At 68.0% G+C, this 16958-nt stretch carries 18 protein-coding genes; 12 read left to right on the top strand and 6 right to left on the bottom strand.

Translation table 11 applies throughout. The features are described 5' to 3' along the window. Position 1 precedes the first annotated feature (1 nt). The 4 genes from ASC91_RS22125 to ASC91_RS22110 are packed head-to-tail and all read left to right on the top strand — an operon-like array spanning position 2 to position 2964. Positions 2-688: an ABC transporter permease gene (locus ASC91_RS22125; protein ID WP_056202031.1), complete on the top strand. Its 687-nt coding sequence runs from the start codon at positions 2-4 to the stop codon at positions 686-688. A gap of 2 nt (positions 689-690) precedes the next feature. Next, complete coding sequence (locus ASC91_RS22120) at positions 691-1806, top strand: succinylglutamate desuccinylase/aspartoacylase family protein (protein WP_056202029.1); 1116 nt, start codon at positions 691-693, stop codon at positions 1804-1806. Between the two features lie 10 nt (positions 1807-1816). After that, a complete protein-coding gene (locus tag ASC91_RS22115) occupies positions 1817-2587 on the top strand; it encodes an ABC transporter ATP-binding protein (protein ID WP_056202508.1) in 771 nt (256 codons plus the stop codon). An 8-nt stretch (positions 2588-2595) separates the two neighbouring features. Continuing rightward, positions 2596-2964, top strand: coding sequence for a YbaN family protein (locus ASC91_RS22110; protein WP_056202025.1), 369 nt, complete (start codon positions 2596-2598; stop codon positions 2962-2964). Here ASC91_RS22110 and ASC91_RS22105 read toward each other — a convergent pair. After that, positions 2961-3857, bottom strand: coding sequence for a LysR family transcriptional regulator (locus tag ASC91_RS22105; RefSeq protein WP_157281943.1), 897 nt, complete (start codon positions 3855-3857; stop codon positions 2961-2963). The two genes, ASC91_RS22110 and ASC91_RS22105, sit on opposite strands and share 4 nt — an antisense overlap. 119 nt (positions 3858-3976) lie before the next feature. On the opposite strand from ASC91_RS22105, the gene ASC91_RS22100 reads away from it, so the two are divergent. Genes ASC91_RS22100 through ASC91_RS22080 form a run of 5 tightly spaced genes read left to right on the top strand, consistent with a single transcriptional unit; the run spans position 3977 to position 8698 of the window. Continuing rightward, on the top strand, positions 3977-5293 hold the full coding sequence (locus ASC91_RS22100) for an NAD(P)/FAD-dependent oxidoreductase (protein WP_056202018.1): 1317 nt from the start codon (positions 3977-3979) through the stop codon (positions 5291-5293). An 11-nt stretch (positions 5294-5304) separates the two neighbouring features. After that, positions 5305-6087, top strand: coding sequence for a 3-hydroxybutyrate dehydrogenase (locus ASC91_RS22095; protein WP_056202015.1), 783 nt, complete (start codon positions 5305-5307; stop codon positions 6085-6087). 40 nt (positions 6088-6127) lie between these two features. Next, entirely contained in the window at positions 6128-6628 is a 501-nt protein-coding gene (locus ASC91_RS22090; protein ID WP_157281940.1) for a cupin domain-containing protein, read from the top strand. Between the two features lie 52 nt (positions 6629-6680). Continuing rightward, entirely contained in the window at positions 6681-7793 is a 1113-nt protein-coding gene (locus ASC91_RS22085) for a patatin-like phospholipase family protein (RefSeq protein ID WP_056202011.1), read from the top strand. Continuing rightward, positions 7790-8698 carry a YeeE/YedE thiosulfate transporter family protein gene (locus tag ASC91_RS22080; protein ID WP_056202008.1) on the top strand — a complete coding sequence of 303 codons (909 nt, stop codon included), beginning with the start codon at positions 7790-7792 and terminating at the stop codon, positions 8696-8698. The genes ASC91_RS22085 and ASC91_RS22080 overlap by 4 nt, the downstream gene beginning before the upstream one ends. Before the next feature lie 25 nt (positions 8699-8723). Here ASC91_RS22080 and ASC91_RS22075 read toward each other — a convergent pair whose 3' ends face one another. From ASC91_RS22075 to ASC91_RS22065, 3 genes are all read right to left on the bottom strand, one after another. Beyond that, positions 8724-9740, bottom strand: coding sequence for a hypothetical protein (locus ASC91_RS22075; protein WP_056202006.1), 1017 nt, complete (start codon positions 9738-9740; stop codon positions 8724-8726). Positions 9741-9802: 62 nt separating this feature from the next. Then, positions 9803-11842, bottom strand: a complete 2040-nt coding sequence (locus ASC91_RS22070) for a M3 family metallopeptidase (RefSeq protein ID WP_056202003.1) — start codon at positions 11840-11842, stop codon at positions 9803-9805. Between the two features lie 78 nt (positions 11843-11920). Then, positions 11921-12583 (bottom strand): hypothetical protein, encoded by a 663-nt coding sequence (locus tag ASC91_RS22065; protein WP_157281937.1) that lies wholly within the window; start codon positions 12581-12583, stop codon positions 11921-11923. Between the two features lie 115 nt (positions 12584-12698). Between ASC91_RS22065 and ASC91_RS22060 the strand changes: the two genes are divergently transcribed. From ASC91_RS22060 to argG, 3 genes are read left to right on the top strand one after another with little or no spacing between them, the layout of a single operon-like run. After that, the gene (locus ASC91_RS22060; RefSeq protein ID WP_056201997.1) at positions 12699-13259 is read left to right on the top strand and encodes a YaeQ family protein; all 561 of its coding nucleotides are present in this window, start codon (positions 12699-12701) and stop codon (positions 13257-13259) included. Beyond that, positions 13256-13519, top strand: coding sequence for a GNAT family N-acetyltransferase (locus tag ASC91_RS22055; RefSeq protein ID WP_056201994.1), 264 nt, complete (start codon positions 13256-13258; stop codon positions 13517-13519). Before ASC91_RS22060 ends, ASC91_RS22055 begins: the two co-directional genes overlap by 4 nt. A 12-nt stretch (positions 13520-13531) precedes the next feature. Continuing rightward, entirely contained in the window at positions 13532-14845 is a 1314-nt protein-coding gene (gene argG / locus ASC91_RS22050) for an argininosuccinate synthase (protein ID WP_056201991.1), read from the top strand. A gap of 162 nt (positions 14846-15007) precedes the next feature. On the opposite strand, the gene ASC91_RS22045 is transcribed toward argG, so the two are convergent. Beyond that, the gene (locus tag ASC91_RS22045) at positions 15008-15826 is read right to left on the bottom strand and encodes a DNA ligase (protein ID WP_056201987.1); all 819 of its coding nucleotides are present in this window, start codon (positions 15824-15826) and stop codon (positions 15008-15010) included. Beyond that, positions 15823-16896, bottom strand: coding sequence for a UDP-N-acetylmuramate dehydrogenase (gene murB, locus ASC91_RS22040; protein WP_056201985.1), 1074 nt, complete (start codon positions 16894-16896; stop codon positions 15823-15825). The genes ASC91_RS22045 and murB overlap by 4 nt, the downstream gene beginning before the upstream one ends. Positions 16897-16958: the final 62 nt, after the last annotated feature.

The raw sequence follows: 16958 nt of genomic DNA, 5'->3' as shown, positions 1-16958 counted from the left end.
AATGAACTTCGATGCCGTCGGCGAAAACTTCCCGCTCTACCTCACCGGGCTCGTCACCTCGCTGCAGCTGCTGGTGCTGTCATTGGCAGGCGGCCTGGTGCTGGCCGTGCCGCTGGCCATCGTGCGGACCGTGTTCCTGGGCTGGCCATCGCGGCTTGTCTGGCTCTACACCTATGTCTTCCGCGGCACGCCGATGCTGGTGCAGCTCTTCCTCATCTACTACGGCGCGGCCCAGTTCGAGATCGTGCGCGACAGCTGGGCCTGGCCCTGGCTGTCGTCGGCCACCTTCTGCGCCTGGCTGACCTTCACGCTGAACACGGCCGCCTACACGACCGAGATCATTGCGGGCAGCATCCGCGCTTTGCCGGCCGGCGAGATCGAGGCCGCCAAGGCGCTGGGCATGGGCCGCGGGCTGATGCTGCGCCGCATCGTTCTGCCTGCCGCGCTTCGCCGTGCCCTGCCGGCCTATGGCAACGAGGCCATCTTCATGCTGCATGGCACCTCGCTGGCCAGCACGGTGACACTGCTGGACGTGACCGGCGCGGCCCAACAGGTCTATGCCAAGTACTACCTTCCCTTCGAGGCCTTCATCACGGCCGGCGCCTTCTATTTCGTGCTGACGCTGTGCCTGGTCGGTCTGTTCCGCTGGGCCGAGAACCGCTGGCTCAAGCCGATGATGTCCCGCTAGCCATGAATATCCAACGCCATCCCTTGCTCTCCCCTGCCCCGGGCACGCAGCGCGAGCTGGTCTCGCTGCATTACGGCCAGCCCGGCGGACAAAAGGCCTATATCCAGGCCTCGCTGCATGCCGACGAGTTGCCCGGCATGCTGGTCGCCCACCACCTGCGCCGCCTGCTGGATGAGCTGGACGCCGCCGGCCAGGTCAGCGGCGAGATCGTCCTGGTTCCCATGGCCAACCCCATCGGGCTGAGCCAGTTCGTCATGCACGGCCATCAGGGTCGCTTCGAGCTGACGACGGGTGAGAACTTCAACCGCCACTACCCCGATCAGATCGACAACGTCGCCAAGGCCGTCGAGTTCGACCTCGGCCCGGACGCGGCTGCCAACGTCGCCACACTGCGCCGCGCGTTGAAGTCCGCCGTGCTGTCGTCGCCCGTCGAGACCGAGCTGCAGTCACAACGCCGCACGCTGCTCGGGCTGTCCTGTGACGCCGACGTCGTGCTGGACCTGCACTGCGACGCCCAGGCGCTGATGCACCTCTACACCGAGGTTCCCTGCTGGCCCGACTGCGAGCCGCTGGCGCGCTTCCTGCGCTCGCGAGTGACGCTGCTGGCTCAGGACTCCGGTGACAACCCCTTCGACGAAGCCTGTTCCCAGGTCTGGTGGAAGTGGGCCAGGCATTTCGCCGGCCGTTTCCCCATCCCGCAGGCCTGCCTGTCCGTCACCGTGGAGCTGCGCGGTGCCGTCGACGTGACGCACGAGTTGGCCGCTGCGGACGCGCAGAACATCGTCGACTTCCTGCGCTGGCGTGGCCTGATCAAAGGCGACAGGCCGGCCCTGCCCGAGGCCGTCGGCGACGCCCGCCCACTGGCCGGCAGCATGCCGATCAAGGCGCCCGTGGCCGGCGTGCTGACCTTCCTGAAGGAGGTGGGTGCCGAGGTACGGGCCGGCGATGTGCTGGCCCAGGTCATCGACCCCGTCACCGCCGAGATCACGGATCTGAAGAGCCCCGTGGACGGCCTGTTCTTCGCGCGCGACTTCGTGCGCTTCGCGAGCGCCGGCATGCGCATCGCCAAAGTGGCGGGGCGCGAGGCGCTGCGCACCGGCAAGCTGCTCGGTGCATGACAAGAACAACATGAGCGATATCCAACTCCAGGCCACCAATATCCACAAGCGCTTCGGCGATCGCGAGGTGCTCAAGGGCATCTCCTTCGCGGCGCGGCGCGGCGACGTCGTCACGTTGATCGGCTCCTCGGGCTCGGGCAAGAGCACCTTCCTGCGCTGCCTCAACCTGCTGGAGCAGCCCAACGAAGGCGAATTGAGCCTGTGCGGCGAGGCGCTGAAGCTGACCCGTGACCGCGACGGCACGCTCAAGGCCGCCTCGCCTCAGCAGCTGCAGCTGTGGCGCGCCAAACTGGCCATGGTGTTCCAGAACTTCAACCTCTGGGCTCACATGACAGTGCTGGAGAACGTCATCGAGGCACCCATCCACGTGCTGGGCAAGCCCAAGGCCGAGGCCATCGAGCGCGCGCAGGCGCTGCTGGCGCGCGTCGGCGTCTCGCATCGCGCGAACGTCTACCCGGCCCAGCTGTCGGGCGGCGAGCAGCAGCGCGTGGCCATTGCCCGGGCGCTGGCGGTCGACCCCGAGGTCATGCTGTTCGACGAGCCCACGTCGGCGCTGGACCCGGAACTGGTCGGCGAGGTCCTCAAGGTCATGCGCGACCTGGCGGCGGAAGGCCGCACGATGATCGTCGTGACCCATGAAATGGGCTTTGCGCGCGAGGTCTCCAACCACTGCCTGTTCCTGCACCAGGGCAAGGTCGAAGAGGAAGGCAACCCCAAGGAAATGTTGCTGCGCCCGCAGTGCGAGCGATTGCAGCAGTTCCTCAGCGGCGGGTTGAAGTAGGCAGCGGCATGCACCGCGCGCTGGCCCGACTGCTGTGGCGCGCGCTGGCGGCGCTGAGCCTCGTGCTGGCCATGATCGGCGTCGTGCTGCCGGTGCTGCCGACGGTGCCCTTCCTGCTGCTGGCCGCCTGGGCGGCCGGCAAGGGCTGGCCGGCGCTGGAGACCTGGCTGCTCAACCACGCGCACTTCGGCCCCGGCATCCGCCGTTGGCGCGAGCGCGGCGCCGTGCCGCGTCGCGCCAAGTGGCTGGCGGTCGTGATGATGGCCTGCAGTGCCGTCATGCTGGGGCTGACACCGGCGCCGCTGGCCGTGAAGATCGCCGTGCCCGCCATGATGGCCGCCGTGGCGATCTGGCTGTGGCGCCGCCCGGAAGCCTAGGCCACCGGCCGCCAGTCGTGGGCCACCAGTGAATCGATGACGGCCTGCTGCGCCGTGCTCAGCGGCCGCTCCGACTGCACCAGCAGCTTGACCTCTCGGACGATCGGGCAGTCGGCCGTGCGCACATGCATCAGCCCGGCCGCGTCGGCGATGGACCGGGGCATAAAGGCGACACCGAAGTTGGAGCGCACGAAGGCCTGGATCCAGTCCTCGCGGTGGGACTGCTGTACCACCTCCAGGCGCACGCCGCGCTCGTCCAGCAGGCGCTCGATGTAGCTTGAGAACTCGCAATAGATGCGCTCGCAGTAGCGCTCCCGGTCCAGTTCGGCCATGGCGATGGCGTCGCGGCCGCTGAAGCGGTGATCCTCGCCGATGGCGACGACATAGTCCTCGCGAAACAGCAGCCGCGCGTCAAAGCGCCGCGGCGTTTCGTAGGGCGAGCACATGATGCCGATGTCGACGTCGCCACGGTCCAGCTCGTCGGTCAGCGCCTCCAGGTTGCCCTCGCGGAAATGCAGTTCGATGGCATGCCGATCCTGGCTGTCGACAAAGCCTGGCAGCACCTGATGGAAGTCGATGGTGCACATGACGCCCACGCGCACCACCTCGCGCTTCTCGCGCTTGAAGCGCCGCGCCTGTTCGCGGGTGGCCTGGGCGGTGTCGAAGATCTGGCGGAAGTTGGGCAGCATGGCCTGGCCCAGCTCGCTGAGCTGCACGGAGTTCTTGGTGCGGTCAAACAGCCGCCCGCCGATGGTCTCTTCCAGGCGCTGGATGGCCTTGGTCAGCGCGGGCTGGGACACGAAGGAACGCTCCGACGCGCGCGTGAAGTTCAGCGTTTCGGCCACGGCCAGGAAGTAGCGGATCTGGTAGAGCTCCATGCGCGGCGGTCGCACGGGCCGGTGGTTTCCTTACACAAACCGCGATAACCGACACGCATCGGGTCATGAATTGATGAGATTTCACGGCTGACGCGGCGATCCAGACACTGCGGCCCTCGCTTCCTCCAGCCGCCATGTCCACCACAGCACCTAACCCGCCAGTCCGCACGCTCGCCATCATCGGCGGCGGCTTTGCCGGCACCACGCTGGCCAAGTCCCTGCATGGCCGCCTGCCCGCGGGCTGGCAGCTGCTGCTGATCAGCGAGGAGAGCTACACCACCTTCAACCCCATGCTGCCCGAGGTGGTCGGCGCGGGTGTCTTTCCGGAGCATGTGGTGGCACCCATCCGCGAGATGCTGCCCGGCGTGCGCTTTGTGATGGGCGCCGTCAGCCGCATCGACAAGGCCGCGCAGCGCCTGACCTGCGACACCCTGCACGGCCCATTGACATTCGGCTACGACCACCTCGTGCTGGCCCTGGGCCAGCGCGCCCGGCTGGACCTGCTGCCCGGCATGGCCGAGCACGCGCTGCCGCTGAAGCTGGTGGGCGACGCGATGCACATCCGCAACCGCGTGCTGCAGGCGCTGGCTCGCGTGGAACTCTGCGATGACGCGACGCAGCGGCGGGCCCTCGCCCACTTCGTCGTCATCGGCGGCGGCTTCTCCGGCGTCGAGGTGGCCGGCGCGCTGGCCGACTTCGTCAAGAGCGCCAGCCGCCACTACCCACGCACCCGCGCCGCCGGCTTCGGCATCACGCTGCTGCACGACGGCGACCGCCTGCTGCCCGAACTGCCGCCGGCCCTGGGCGACGCCGCCGCACGCTCGCTGTCGCGCCGCGGCGTGCACGTGCGCTGCGGCACGCGGGCGGCGCGCATCAGCGCCGATGCCGTCGAACTGTCGGGCGGCCAGAAGCTGCCCAGCGCGACCGTCGTCTGCACCGTCGGAACCCGCCCCAATCCGCTGGTGGAGGCGCTGGCTTTGCCGCTGCAACGTGGCCGCGTCGCCACCGGCGCGGACGGCCGCGTGTCAGGCGAGCCCGGCCTATGGGCGCTGGGCGACTGTGCCGCCCAACCCAACGCCCGGGATGGCCAGACCTGTCCACCGACGGCGCAGTTTGCCGTCGCCCAGGCCAAGGCCCTCGCCGACAACCTGCTGCGCTGCCTCAGCGGCCAGCCGACCCGGCCCTTCGCTCATGCAGCCCGCGGAATGATGGCCACGACCGGTCACCTCAAGGGCGTGGCGCTGCTGTTCGGCCTGCGGCTTTCCGGCCTGCCCGCCTGGCTGCTGTGGCGCGGCTACTACCTGCTGCGCATGCCCACGCTGGGCCGCAAGACGCGCATCTGGGTCGAGTGGACCTGGGGCCTGTTCTTCCCGCTCGACATCACGCACCTGCGCTTCACCCGCACGACCGAGGTTGACCGCGGCACCCCACCCCCTTCAGTTTCCAAGTAAGGAGAACCCTCATGTTCATCGGCAAGACCGCCCTCGTCACCGGCTCCACGTCGGGCATCGGCCTCGGGATCGCCCGCTCGCTGGCCGCCCAGGGCGCCAACGTCGTGCTCAACGGCTTCGGCGACCCGCACGACATCGAGAAACTGCGCCTGACCCTGATCGAGCAGCACGATGTGCAGGTGCGCTACGACCCGGCCGACATGAGCCAGCCCGACCAGATCGACCGCATGATGGGCAAGGCGATTGCCGAGTTCGGCGCCATCGACTTGCTCGTCAACAACGCCGGCATCCAGCATGTGGCGCCGGTCGAAGAGTTTCCGATCGACAAGTGGTACGCCATCCTGGCGATCAACCTCAGTGCGGGCTTTCACACCACCCGCCTGGTCGTGCCGGCCATGAAGAAGAAGGGCTGGGGCCGCATCGTCAACGTGGCTTCGGCGCATGCGCTGGTGGCCAGCAAATACAAGTCGGCCTACGTGGCGGCCAAGCACGGCGTGGCTGGCTTCACCAAGACCGTGGCGCTGGAGTTGGCCGAGGCCGGCATCACGGTCAACGCGGTCTGCCCGGGCTATGTGCTGACACCGCTGGTCGAGCAGCAGATCCCCGACACCGCCCGCGCCCGCGGCATCAGCGAGCAGGCCGTCATCCGCGACGTGCTGCTGGCCGCCCAGCCCACCAAGCAATTCGTCACCGTCGAACAGGTCGCGGCGCTGACGTCCTTCCTCTGTTCCGACGACGCCGCCTCCATCACCGGCGCCGTGCTGCCCATCGAGGGCGGCTGGACGGCGCAGTGATTCTTTCCTCCCCTTCCCCCCAACGCTCCAGGAGCATCCCATGAAGACCATCCGCACCCGCACTTCCCGCTTCAGCCACCTCGTGGCCGCCGTTGCCGCCCTCGTCGCCAGCCTGGCAGGCGGCAGCGCGCACGCAGGCGATTGCCCCGCCGACAAGGTCATGGCCAACGCGCTGGCCGACGCCGCCACGGCCCCCATCGGCGTGACCGACACCGAGCTGGCGTCCATCGACCTGGCCAAGGAGAACGTGCACCTGGCCCAGCGCCGCCTGCGCATGCGCCACATGACCATTGCGCCCGGCGGCGTCGTGCCCTTCCACAGCCACGAGGACCGGCCCGCGCTGATCATGGTCAACAGCGGCGAGATCTACGAGAACTCCAGCAAATGCGCCGTGCCCATCCTGCACAAGGCCGGCGACATCTCGCGCGAGTTCCTCGGCACCAAGCACTGGTGGAAGAACAGCACCAACGCGCCCGTCGAGCTGACCATCGCCGACATCGTCAACGACGGCAAGCCCGCCACGATGAAGGAACACATGTAAGCCCGCGCCCCAGCCCGCCGACCCACGCCCACCTACCCAGCCGAGACCCACCATGGCCACCAAGAATGCTTCTCCCACATCGCGTCCGCAGGTCGTCCTGGTGCTCCAGGGCGGCGGTGCGCTGGGCGCCTACCAGGTCGGCGTCTACCAGGCGCTGCACGAAGCCGGCATCGAGCCGGACTGGGTCATCGGCACGTCCATCGGCGCCATCAACGCCGCGCTGATCGCCGGCAACCCACCGGAGCGGCGCATGGAGAGGCTCAACGACTTCTGGCGCCACGTCGAGCAGCAGAACCGCCTGGCCGGGCCGCTGGACTGGCTGGGTATGGGCAACCTGATGGCCAACATGACGACGGTGATGCGTGGCATCCCGGCCTTCTTCGAGCCCAACCTGGCGGCCCTGCGCGGCAGCCAGGCGCAGCTGGGCGTGGACAAGGCGTCCTACTACAGCACCGAGCCGCTGCGCGAGACACTGCGCGGCCTGGTCGACTTCGAGCAACTGCAACGCGGCGGCATGCGCCTCACTGTCGGCGCGGTGAATGTGCGCAGCGGCCAGATGCGCTACTTCGACTCGCGCGAAGAACCCGTCGGCCTGGAGCACGTCATGGCCTCAGGCGCATTGCCGCCGGCCTTCCCGGCCGTCGTCATCGACGGCGAGGCCTACTGGGATGGCGGCCTCTACTCCAACACGCCCATCGAGGCCGTGCTGGACGACAACCCGCGCCGCGACGCGCTGATCTTTGCCGTCAACGTCTGGCACCAGACGGCGCCACAGCCTGAGTCGATCTGGCAGGTGATGGGCCGCCAGAAGGACATCCAGTACGCCAGCCGGGCCGACAGCCACATCACCCGCCAGAAGCAGATCCACCGGCTGCGCCACATCATTCGCGAGCTCGGCGGCCTGCTGTCGCCCGCGCAGCAGCGCGCCGCCAAGGAGCTCACCGCCTGGGGCTGCGGCACCACCATGCACGTGGCTCACCTGCTGGCGCCGCGCATCGAGGGCGAAGACCACACCAAGGACATCGACTTCACGCCCGCCGGCGTCAAGGCGCGCCGCTCCGCAGGCCTGGTGGACGCCCGCCGCATGATCGAACGAGCGCCCTGGCAGGCGCCAGTGGACCCGATCGAGGGCGTCATCGAGCACGTGTTGGAAGAGGCGGCATGAACCCTTTGGCGTTCATCGGCGCCGCGGCCTGCGCGCTGCTGATGGGCGCGGCCATCCAGCGCGGCGCCACCTGTACCGTCGCCGCCGTGGGCGAACTCGTTGACCAGCGCAAGGCCAGCCGCCTGCGCAGCCTGCTGGAAGCCTCGCTGTGGGTGGCCGGCGGACTGCTGTTGTTGCGCCTGCTGCCTCTTCCCCACCCAATCCTGCCCGCGCCCTTTGCACTGACCGTTTGGACGCTGCTGGGCGCCGCTCTGCTGGGCCTGGGCGCCTTCGTCAACCAGGCCTGCGTCTTCGGCGCCATCGCGCGGCTGGGCAATGGCGAGTGGGCCTATCTGGCAACGCCGCTGGGCTTCTATGTCGGCTGCGCCAGCGTGGATGGCCTGTTCGCCGCGGCCCGGCCACAACCGCTGCCGGCTGGCTCCGCGCTGTGGGTGGCACCCGCCGCGCTGGGGCTGGTGTTTGCCGCCTTTGCGTTGTGGCGCGCCTTCATGCGCAGGCGCCAGCCGTGGTGGACGCCGCACACGGCCACCGTCTCCATCGGCCTGAGCTTTTTGGCACTGCTGCTGCTCGAAGGCGCCTGGGCCTACACCGACGCGCTGGCCGAGCTGGCCCATGGCATGACCATGCGCAGCGCCGCGCGCCTGACCCTGTTCGCCTGCCTGCTGGCCGGCGCCATCTTCGGCGGCTGGCACGCCGGGCTGTTGAAAACCCGCCCACCGAGCGCGGCCGGCCTGGCGCGTTGCCTGATCGGCGGCCTGCTGATGGGCTGGGGCAGCCTGCTGATCCCCGGTGGCAATGACGGCCTCATCCTGCTCGGCCTGCCTCTGCTGTGGCCCTACGCCTGGATGGCCTTCGCGACGATGTGCGCCGTCATCGCGCTGGCCCACCAATGGGCCGGCCGCTAAGTCACGCCAACACGCGCGCAGGGCTTCACCGCAACTCGGCCCAGGTCTTCAGCACCTGCGTCTCGTTGATGCCGTCGCCCTGGGTATCCAGTTCCAGGCGGGCCTGGGTCGAGCTGACCGGGGTGATGCGAAGCGTCGAGTTGTCGCTGCCCTTGATCACCCACTGGCCGCTGCTCGGATAGGCGTCGTTGCCCGTGGCCACGAGGGGCAGGCGCGTCGTGATCAGCACCTGCTTGTCGCCAAAGCGGCTGCTGGCCAGGCCGCCGGCGTAACTGAAGCTGCTTTTCTGGCCGCCGCCCAGCGGTTCGACGCGCAGGGTCAGCTGGGCGTCGATCAGCGTGGTCGAGAACGCCTGGCCGCTCAAGCGACCACTGAGGACGAGACGAGGCGTGGACAGGCTCAGTTCGCTGACGCCGGCAGGCGTCTGGCTCAACGTGAGATTGAGCGTGCCGTCGCCCTGCACGGTGTCCGTGCCGCGGGTGGCGCTGAAGGCGGTCAGCGTCATCGCCAGCGTCGCGCTGTAGCTGTTGCTGTCGAAGACGCCGGTCAATACCTGCAGCCCCAAGCCGATGCGCCCCTGCATGACGGAGCCATCTTCCTTGCAGGCCTGGGCGTCGAGGGTGATGGCATCGCCGACGTCGACGTTGCCGTTGTTGTTGGCATCGCTGATGTTCAACACAACATTGCCGCCCTGGCTGCAGCTGATGGTCTGGCGCAGCTCGATGCCCATCGGCAGCGCAGGCTGAACGCGCGCCTCAAGCACCGTGCGGCGCGCGACGACGATCGCGCGGCGCAACAGGCCTGCCTCGCCGCCGACCTGGGTACCGGTCAGCGTGCCTCCGGTGTTGCCGAGGTAGAAGGCGCTGGACACCGTCGCCTGGCCGATGGCCTCGTAGTTGCTCGCGCTGACTGCCAGCAGCGACGAGTCGGGCGGCGCCGGCAGGTTGGGCACGCCGGCGGTGCCGCCGCCGCCACCGCAGGCGGCGAGGCCGAGCATGCCGGCCAGCACGGGAGCAGACAGGAGGATGCGATGTGTCGACATTTGTTGGAACTCCCTGGATAACGTCGCGACCGCCCGCAATGCGGTCGCGCCAGGGTTTTACATCAGGCGGGCAGCAGACCCCTATCCTTCAACATGGGCTCCACGACCGGGTCACGGCCGCGGAAGGCCCGGAAAGCCTCGCCCGGCTCGCGGCTGTTGCCAGTCGAATAGATGCACTCGCGCAGCCGCGCAGCGACCGCCGCATCGAACACATTGCCGGTCTCGACGAAGGCGTCGAAGGCGTCGCAGTCCAGCACCTCCGCCCACAGGTAGACGTAGTAGCCCGCCGCATAGCCAGCGCTGCTGAACAAGTGCTGGAAGTGCGTCAATCGGTGATTGAGGCCGACCTCGCTGGGCAGCTGCCACTTTTCGAGCGTTTCGCGCTCGAATGCAACCACGTCATCAGGTGCTGCCGGCAGCGCGTGCGCGGCCATGTCGACGAGGGCGCTGGCCGTGTAGCGCAGCGTCTCGTAGCCCTGGCCGAACTGGCGCGCGGCCTGCAGCTTGGCCAGCAGCGCATCGGGCAGCGGCTCGTCGGTCTGCCAGTGACGGGCGAAGGTCTTCAGCACCTGGGGCTCGGCCATCCAGTGCTCGTAGAGCTGGGAGGGCAGCTCGACAAAGTCGCGCAGCACCTGGGTGCCCGCCAGGCGCTCATGCTCGACGCTGGACAGCAGGCCGTGCAGGCCGTGGCCAAATTCGTGGAAGAGCGTGCGCACATCGTCGAAGCTCAGCAGCGTGGGCTCGCCAGCGGCGCCACGGGCGAAGTTGTTGTTGTTCAGGATGACCGGCGTCGCGCCCAGCGCGCGGCTCTGGTTGCGCATCGCGTTCATCCAGGCGCCGCTGCGCTTGGTCGGGCGGGCGAAGTTGTCCTGCAGGAAAAGGCCGCGCAGACTGCCGTCGGCGTTGAAGACCTCATAGGCGCGCACGTCGGCGTGGTAGCCGGCGAGGTCGGGCCGGGCCTTGAATTGCAGGCCGAACAGGCGGCTGGCGCAGTCGAACATCGCCGCCACCATGCGCTCCAGCGAGAAGTAGGGCTTGACCTCGGCCTCGTCCAGCTCGAAGCGGGCGCGCCTGGCCTGCTCGGCGTAGAAGCGCCAGTCCCAGGGCTCAAGTTCATGTGTGGCACCGGCCGCCGCCATGGCACCGAGTACCGCCTCGCGCTCGCGGGCCTGAGCGGCCAGCGCCGGGTGCCAGACGCGCTCCAGCAGGCCCATGACGGCGCCCTGGCTGCGTGCCATGGTGTCTTCCAGCGCATAGTCGGCGTAGCAGGCATGGCCGTGCAGCTTCGCCTGCTCGGCGCGCAGCTCAAGGATCTCACGGCAGATTTCTCGGTTGTCCGTGTCACCGGTGTCATCGCCGCGGCCGACCCAGGCACGCCAGGCCTGCTCACGCAGGTCGCGCCGTGCGCTGAAGGACAAAAAGGGCACGATCAACGAGCGCGACAGCGTGATGACGTGGACACCCTCTTGAAGGCCACGGTCGACGGCAGCCTGGCGGGCGGCGGCACGCACGAAGCCGGGCAGGCCGGCGAGCTCCTCCTCGGTCGTCAACCGCAGTTGGTAGCCGCTCTCCGCGGCCAGCACGTTCTGCGCAAAGCGCGTGTTCAGCTCAGCCAGGCGGGCCATGACAGCGGCATACCGGGTGCGCGCCTCGGGCGCCAGGCGGGCTCCGGCACGCAGGAAGTCCAGGTGCACGCGCTCCAGCAGCCGGCGCTGCTCGGGCGTCAGCCCCAGGCGCTTGCGCTGTTCGAACAAGGCGTCGACCCGGGCAAACAAGCCCTGGTGCATGTAGATGGCGCTGCCGTGTTCGGCCAGCGGCGCGGCCAGGGCGCGCTGCACGGCCTGCAGCTCGGGCGAGGTGGCCGAGGCAGCCAGGGTGTAGAAGAGGTGTTCGAGCCGGGTGAGCTGGCGGCCGCCGGCGTCGAAGGCGGCCACGGTGTTGGCAAAGTCCGGCGCCGCGGCCTGCGCCGCGATGGCGTCGATCTCGGCGCGGTGGGCAGCCAGCGCGGCGTCGAAGGCAGGTTGGAAATGCGCCGGGGTGATGTCGGCGAAGGGCGGCAGGCCGTGTGGGCCGGCCCAGTCGTGCAGCAGCGGGTTGCTCATGCAAAGTCCTTCAGAAAACAAAAAGGGCCGCTTCCTGCCGGAGGCGGCCCGCTTGCAAGGGTCAGTGAACGGCGCGGATCACTTGCCCGCGGCCGCCTTTTCCTTGCGGATGGCCTTCTCGTCGTTCTCGTCGTAGGCCTTGTTCTGGCACTCGGCCTTCCACTTGTCGTTGCCGTCGAAGTGCTTCTCGGTGCGCTCTTCGAGCGCCTTGAACTGGGCATCCAACGCGTCCACCTTGTCAGAGAAGCCCTTGCGCTTGATGCCTTGCTCGGCATCCGCGGCCTTGACGGCCTCGACCGCCGTGCCGAAAGCTGTGGTGCGCGCCGTATAGGCGTCGTTGCGAGCCTTCAGTTCGGCCTTCTCGAGCTTGGGGGCCTCGGCCGTCAGCGCCTCGTGCGCCTTCAGGATGGCTTCCTTCTCGGCCTTCACGTCGGCGATCTGCTTGCCCAGCACGGCCTCGGCGGCCTCAAGGGTGGCCTTCTCCGACTTGAGTTTGTCGGCATTGGCCTTGTAGGAAGCCTGCTCGGCCTTGATGGCCTCGGCTTCCTTGCTGTTGTTGTCCTGCTGGGTGATGCAGGCGCGCAATTCGTCGCGCGACATCAGTTTGGCCTTGGGCTTCTCGACAACCGGGTTGCTGACCTTGTTGTTCTTCGGGTCGACCTTGGCCTTGGAATTGGTGGTGACTTGTGCCTGGGCGGAGACAGCGAGACCCAAGGCCAACGTAAGAAGAATGCGTTTCATGAAGAGGGCGCAACCGGGTTGCGAAGGTTCAAAGCGGGAGGCGGAATGATGCCACGAGGCTTCGCCGCGATAATCCTCGGCTGCTCTTCGTTACAGGGGCCCCGGCCCCTTCCCCATGGCGCTCAAAGCCACCATCCACAAAGCCCAGCTGCAGATCGCCGACATGGACCGCCATGTCTACGGCGACCACGCCCTCACGATCGCCCGCCACCCGAGCGAGACCGACGAGCGCATGATGATCCGCGTGCTGGCCTATGCACTGAATGTGCCGGCCGACGATCTCAACGGCCGGCTCGAATTCACCAAGGGCCTGTCCGACGTGGACGAACCCGATCTCTGGCAACCCGACCTGACGGGCGAGCTGCAGCACTGGATCGACCTCGGCCAGCCCGACGAACGCCGTCTGATGAAGGCCCATGGCCGCGCCCGCCGCGTCAGCGTCTACAGCTTCGCATCCAGCACGCCGGTGTGGTGGAGCGGCATCGAAAACAAGCTGACGCGCGCGCCACGCCTGGCCGTATGGCAGATTCCCGCCGAGCAGTCCCAGGCCCTGGCAGCCCTGGCCGAACGCAGCATGCAGCTGCAGATCAGCATCCAGGACGGCAGCGTCTACGTGTCGACCGCCAGCGCATCGGTGGAGGTCCACCCGGTTGCCCTGAAGGCACCCACCGAATGACACCCCGGCACGAACCCGGCCACCAGCGCTTCACGCTGCCGACCACGCCCCTCAGCGTGCTCGACTACGAGCTGAGCGCTGGCCGCGTCGTGTTCACCCACACCGGCGTGCCGCCGGCCTATCGTGGCCAAGGTCTCGCCGCCAAGTTGGTTGAGGCCGGCCTGCAATGGGCCCGCGCAGAAGGCCTCAAGGTCGTGCCCGCCTGCAGCTACGTCCAGCTCTACATCCAGCGCCACCCCGAGTGGCAGAACCTCGTCTAAGAGACCCTCACCATGTCCACGATCCTGCAATCCGTTCCCGTTGGCCAGAAGGTCGGCATCGCTTTCTCCGGTGGCCTCGACACCTCCGCAGCCCTGCATTGGATGAAGCTCAAGGGCGCCCTGCCCTACGCTTACACGGCCAACCTCGGCCAGCCCGACGAGCCGGACTACGACGAAATCCCCCGCAAGGCCATGCTGTACGGCGCCGAGAAGGCCGTTCTTGTCGACTGCCGCGCCCAGTTGGTCGCCGAAGGCATTGCCGCGCTGCAGGCCGGTGCCTTTCACATCAGCACCGCCGGCGTGACCTACTTCAACACGACGCCCATCGGCCGCGCCGTGACCGGCACCATGCTGGTGGCGGCCATGCAGGCCGACGGCGTCAACATCTGGGGTGACGGCTCGACCTACAAGGGCAACGACATCGAGCGCTTCTACCGCTACGGCCTGCTGACCAACCCGGCGCTGAAGATCTACAAGCCCTGGCTGGACCAGACCTTCATCGATGAACTGGGCGGCCGCGCCGAGATGTCGGCCTTCATGACCGAGAAGGGCTTCGCCTACAAGATGAGCGCGGAGAAGGCCTATTCGACCGACTCCAACATGCTGGGCGCCACGCACGAGGCCAAGGACCTGGAGCATCTGAACAGCGGCATCAAGATCGTCAATCCCATCATGGGCGTGGCGTTCTGGCGCGATGACGTCGTCGTCAAGGCCGAAGCCGTGTCGGTGCGCTTCGAGGAAGGCGTGCCCGTGGCGCTGAACGGCGTCGAGTACCGCGATCCGGTGGCCCTGCTGGCCGAGGCCAACGTCATCGGCGGCCGCCATGGCCTGGGCATGAGCGACCAGATCGAAAACCGCATCATCGAGGCCAAGAGCCGCGGCATCTACGAGGCCCCGGGCCTGGCGCTGCTGCACATCGCCTACGAGCGTCTCGTGACCGGCATCCACAACGAAGACACCATCGAGCAGTACCGCGACAACGGCCGCAAGCTCGGCCGCCTGCTCTATCAGGGCCGCTGGTTCGACCCGCAGGCCATCATGCTGCGCGAGGCCGCCCAGCGCTGGATCGCCCGCGCCGTCACCGGCGAGGTCGCCATCGAACTGCGCCGCGGCAACGACTACTCGCTGCTGGACACCCAAAGCCCCAACCTGACCTATGCGCCCGAGCGCCTGAGCATGGAAAAGGTCGAAGGCGCCTTCAGCCCGGCCGACCGCATCGGCCAGCTGACGATGCGCAATCTCGACATCAGCGACACGCGCGGCAAGCTGGGCATCTATACCGGTGTCGGCCTGCTGGCCGGCGGCGGGCTGCCCAGGCTCGAGTAATTTCCCGCTGAACACTGGCGAGGCCCGGGTGAATACTGTATAAATCAACAGTATTCGCTTTTGAGGAGCCCGCCATGCACAGCCAGTACCGCCAGAACTACGTCCCCGGCCGCCCGCTGCCTCTGTGGTTGCAGAAGCTGCTGAGCTGGCTTTGACAAGCCTTCAGAACGCCTCGGCCACCCGCAGGAAGCTCGCGAAGCGGGGCTTGCCACTCGGCGTCAGGTCGCGATAGCGATAGGTGACAGTCGAGCCGATGGGCGGCGGGTCGCGGCGCTGGGCGTCGCTGAAGCCGGTGCCCAGCTTGAAGCGCTGGCCCTCGGGTGTCTGCAACTCCAGTGCCCCCAGCTGACCCGCCAGCCGTCCCTTGCCCGGCTCATGGCCGACGACAACGGCTTCGGCATCCGCCAGCGGCTTGAGCTTGAGCAGCAGGTCGCTGCGGCCCGAGGCCAGCGGCGCGTCGGCCCGGTGCAGCATCAGGCCCTCGCCACCGGCGTCGACCACCTGCTTGAGCCTGGCCCGAAGTTCGGCGTTGGAGCTGAGGCGCTGTTGCTGCACCGGCATGACGACGCCGCCAGCCATCGTCGCGAGCTTGGCCGCGCGCCGCTCGAAATCCCCGTCGCCCGCTGGCAGCTCGAAGACGCGATAGCTGACGAGCCGCCATTCGGCGTCCACCGGCTCGGTGCGCCGTACGGCCGCCGATAGCGCATCAAAGCTGCGCCGCCCCATCCACAGTTCACCGTCGAGCGGCTGCCTGGGAAGTTCGGCCAGGAACCAGGCCGGCGCAGCGACGGTGCGACCGCTGCGGAACTTCAAAGCCTGCCCATCCCACAACGCCCGCACGCCATCGAACTTCTCGCTGACGAGATAGGGCCGCGGGTCGATGCCGGCCGGCGCATTGCGCGCTAGCAGCGGCTCCAGCGCCCAAGCTGGAAGCCCGGCAGCCCCCAGCAGGCCCAAGAGTGCACGCCGGGTTAGCCTCATAGGACGACCGGCTCCGGCTCCAGCCGGATGCCAAAGCGCCCGTAGACGCTCTCCTGGATGGCCCGTGCCAGCGTCACGACTTCCGCGCCGCGCGCGTCCGCCTTGTTGACCAGCACCAAGGCTTGTTTTTCGTAAACCGCCGCTCCGCCCACTGTCTTCCCCTTCCAGCCGCAGGCGTCGATCATCCACCCGGCGGCCAGCTTCACGCTTCCGTCGGGCATGGGATAGTGAACGATGCCGGGGTCGCGGCCAATGATGTCGCGGCACTGCTCGGCCGTGACGACCGGGTTCTTGAAGAAGCTGCCGGCATTGCCGATGACGGCAGGGTCGGGCAGCTTGGCGCGGCGCACGGCGCAGATCCAGTCGTAGATCTGGCGCGCATCCGGCGCGGTGATGCCGGTCTCGGCCATCTTGCGTTCAATTTCGAGGTAACCGAGCACCGGCTGCCAGGGCCGGGGCAGGCGAAAGCGCACACGGGTGATGACGCTCTTGCCCGCCAGACCGCCGAAGTCGCTGTGCTTGAACACGCTGTCGCGGTAGCCGAAGCGGCAGACCTCCGCCGGCAGCAGGGCCGGCCGCCCGGTGATGAGATCCATGACCTCGACGGCCTCCAGCCGGTCCTTGACCTCGATACCGTAGGCGCCGATGTTCTGCACCGGTGCGGCCCCCACCGTGCCGGGGATCAGCGCCATGTTCTCCAGGCCTGGGTAGCCGTGGTCCAGCGTCCAGGTGACCAGCTCATGCCAGACGACGCCGGCACCTGCCTCGACGATCCAGGCGTCGTCGCGCGCTTCCAACAGCCGGATGCCGGTAATTTCCACCTTCAGCACGACGGCATCGACATCCTTGGTCAAGACGAGGTTGCTGCCGCCGCCCAGCACGAACTTGGGCGCACGGCCCAGTTCGGGGTGATCGACGACGCGGCGGACGTCGGCCGCCTCGCGGATGCGCACCAGGCGCTTCGCCACGGCCGGCAGGCCGAAGGTGTTGTAGGGCTTGAGATTGACGTCCGCCTCGATATGGAGGGGGAGCGGCACTCCGTTCGAGGGGGTCTGTAACTGCGTGGACATGGGACAATTTTTGGATGGTTTGCGCGGCGCGCAAACAGCAAAATTTTCGCCGATTCATCTAC

This window comes from Pelomonas sp. Root1237, assembly GCF_001425055.1.
Classification (GTDB): domain Bacteria; phylum Pseudomonadota; class Gammaproteobacteria; order Burkholderiales; family Burkholderiaceae_C; genus Pelomonas.
Note: the sequence above shows the minus strand (reverse complement) of the source record. Positions and strands in the feature narration are given on the sequence as shown.

What these genes read in the sequence shown, in the direction of transcription:
- ASC91_RS22100 (WP_056202018.1), top strand. Translation starts at nt 3,977, where the DNA reads ATGTCCACCACAGCACCTAACCCGCCAGTCCGCACGCTCGCCATCATC.
- ASC91_RS22070 (WP_056202003.1), bottom strand. Translation starts at nt 11,842, where the DNA reads ATGAGCAACCCGCTGCTGCACGACTGGGCCGGCCCACACGGCCTGCCG.
- ASC91_RS22095 (WP_056202015.1), top strand. Translation starts at nt 5,305, where the DNA reads ATGTTCATCGGCAAGACCGCCCTCGTCACCGGCTCCACGTCGGGCATC.
- ASC91_RS22065 (WP_157281937.1), bottom strand. Translation starts at nt 12,583, where the DNA reads ATGAAACGCATTCTTCTTACGTTGGCCTTGGGTCTCGCTGTCTCCGCC.
- ASC91_RS22075 (WP_056202006.1), bottom strand. Translation starts at nt 9,740, where the DNA reads ATGTCGACACATCGCATCCTCCTGTCTGCTCCCGTGCTGGCCGGCATG.
- ASC91_RS22090 (WP_157281940.1), top strand. Translation starts at nt 6,128, where the DNA reads ATGAAGACCATCCGCACCCGCACTTCCCGCTTCAGCCACCTCGTGGCC.
- ASC91_RS22045 (WP_056201987.1), bottom strand. Translation starts at nt 15,826, where the DNA reads ATGAGGCTAACCCGGCGTGCACTCTTGGGCCTGCTGGGGGCTGCCGGG.
- murB (WP_056201985.1), bottom strand. Translation starts at nt 16,896, where the DNA reads ATGTCCACGCAGTTACAGACCCCCTCGAACGGAGTGCCGCTCCCCCTC.
- argG (WP_056201991.1), top strand. Translation starts at nt 13,532, where the DNA reads ATGTCCACGATCCTGCAATCCGTTCCCGTTGGCCAGAAGGTCGGCATC.
- ASC91_RS22125 (WP_056202031.1), top strand. Translation starts at nt 2, where the DNA reads ATGAACTTCGATGCCGTCGGCGAAAACTTCCCGCTCTACCTCACCGGG.
- ASC91_RS22060 (WP_056201997.1), top strand. Translation starts at nt 12,699, where the DNA reads ATGGCGCTCAAAGCCACCATCCACAAAGCCCAGCTGCAGATCGCCGAC.
- ASC91_RS22085 (WP_056202011.1), top strand. Translation starts at nt 6,681, where the DNA reads ATGGCCACCAAGAATGCTTCTCCCACATCGCGTCCGCAGGTCGTCCTG.
- ASC91_RS22115 (WP_056202508.1), top strand. Translation starts at nt 1,817, where the DNA reads ATGAGCGATATCCAACTCCAGGCCACCAATATCCACAAGCGCTTCGGC.
- ASC91_RS22080 (WP_056202008.1), top strand. Translation starts at nt 7,790, where the DNA reads ATGAACCCTTTGGCGTTCATCGGCGCCGCGGCCTGCGCGCTGCTGATG.
- ASC91_RS22120 (WP_056202029.1), top strand. Translation starts at nt 691, where the DNA reads ATGAATATCCAACGCCATCCCTTGCTCTCCCCTGCCCCGGGCACGCAG.
- ASC91_RS22110 (WP_056202025.1), top strand. Translation starts at nt 2,596, where the DNA reads ATGCACCGCGCGCTGGCCCGACTGCTGTGGCGCGCGCTGGCGGCGCTG.
- ASC91_RS22055 (WP_056201994.1), top strand. Translation starts at nt 13,256, where the DNA reads ATGACACCCCGGCACGAACCCGGCCACCAGCGCTTCACGCTGCCGACC.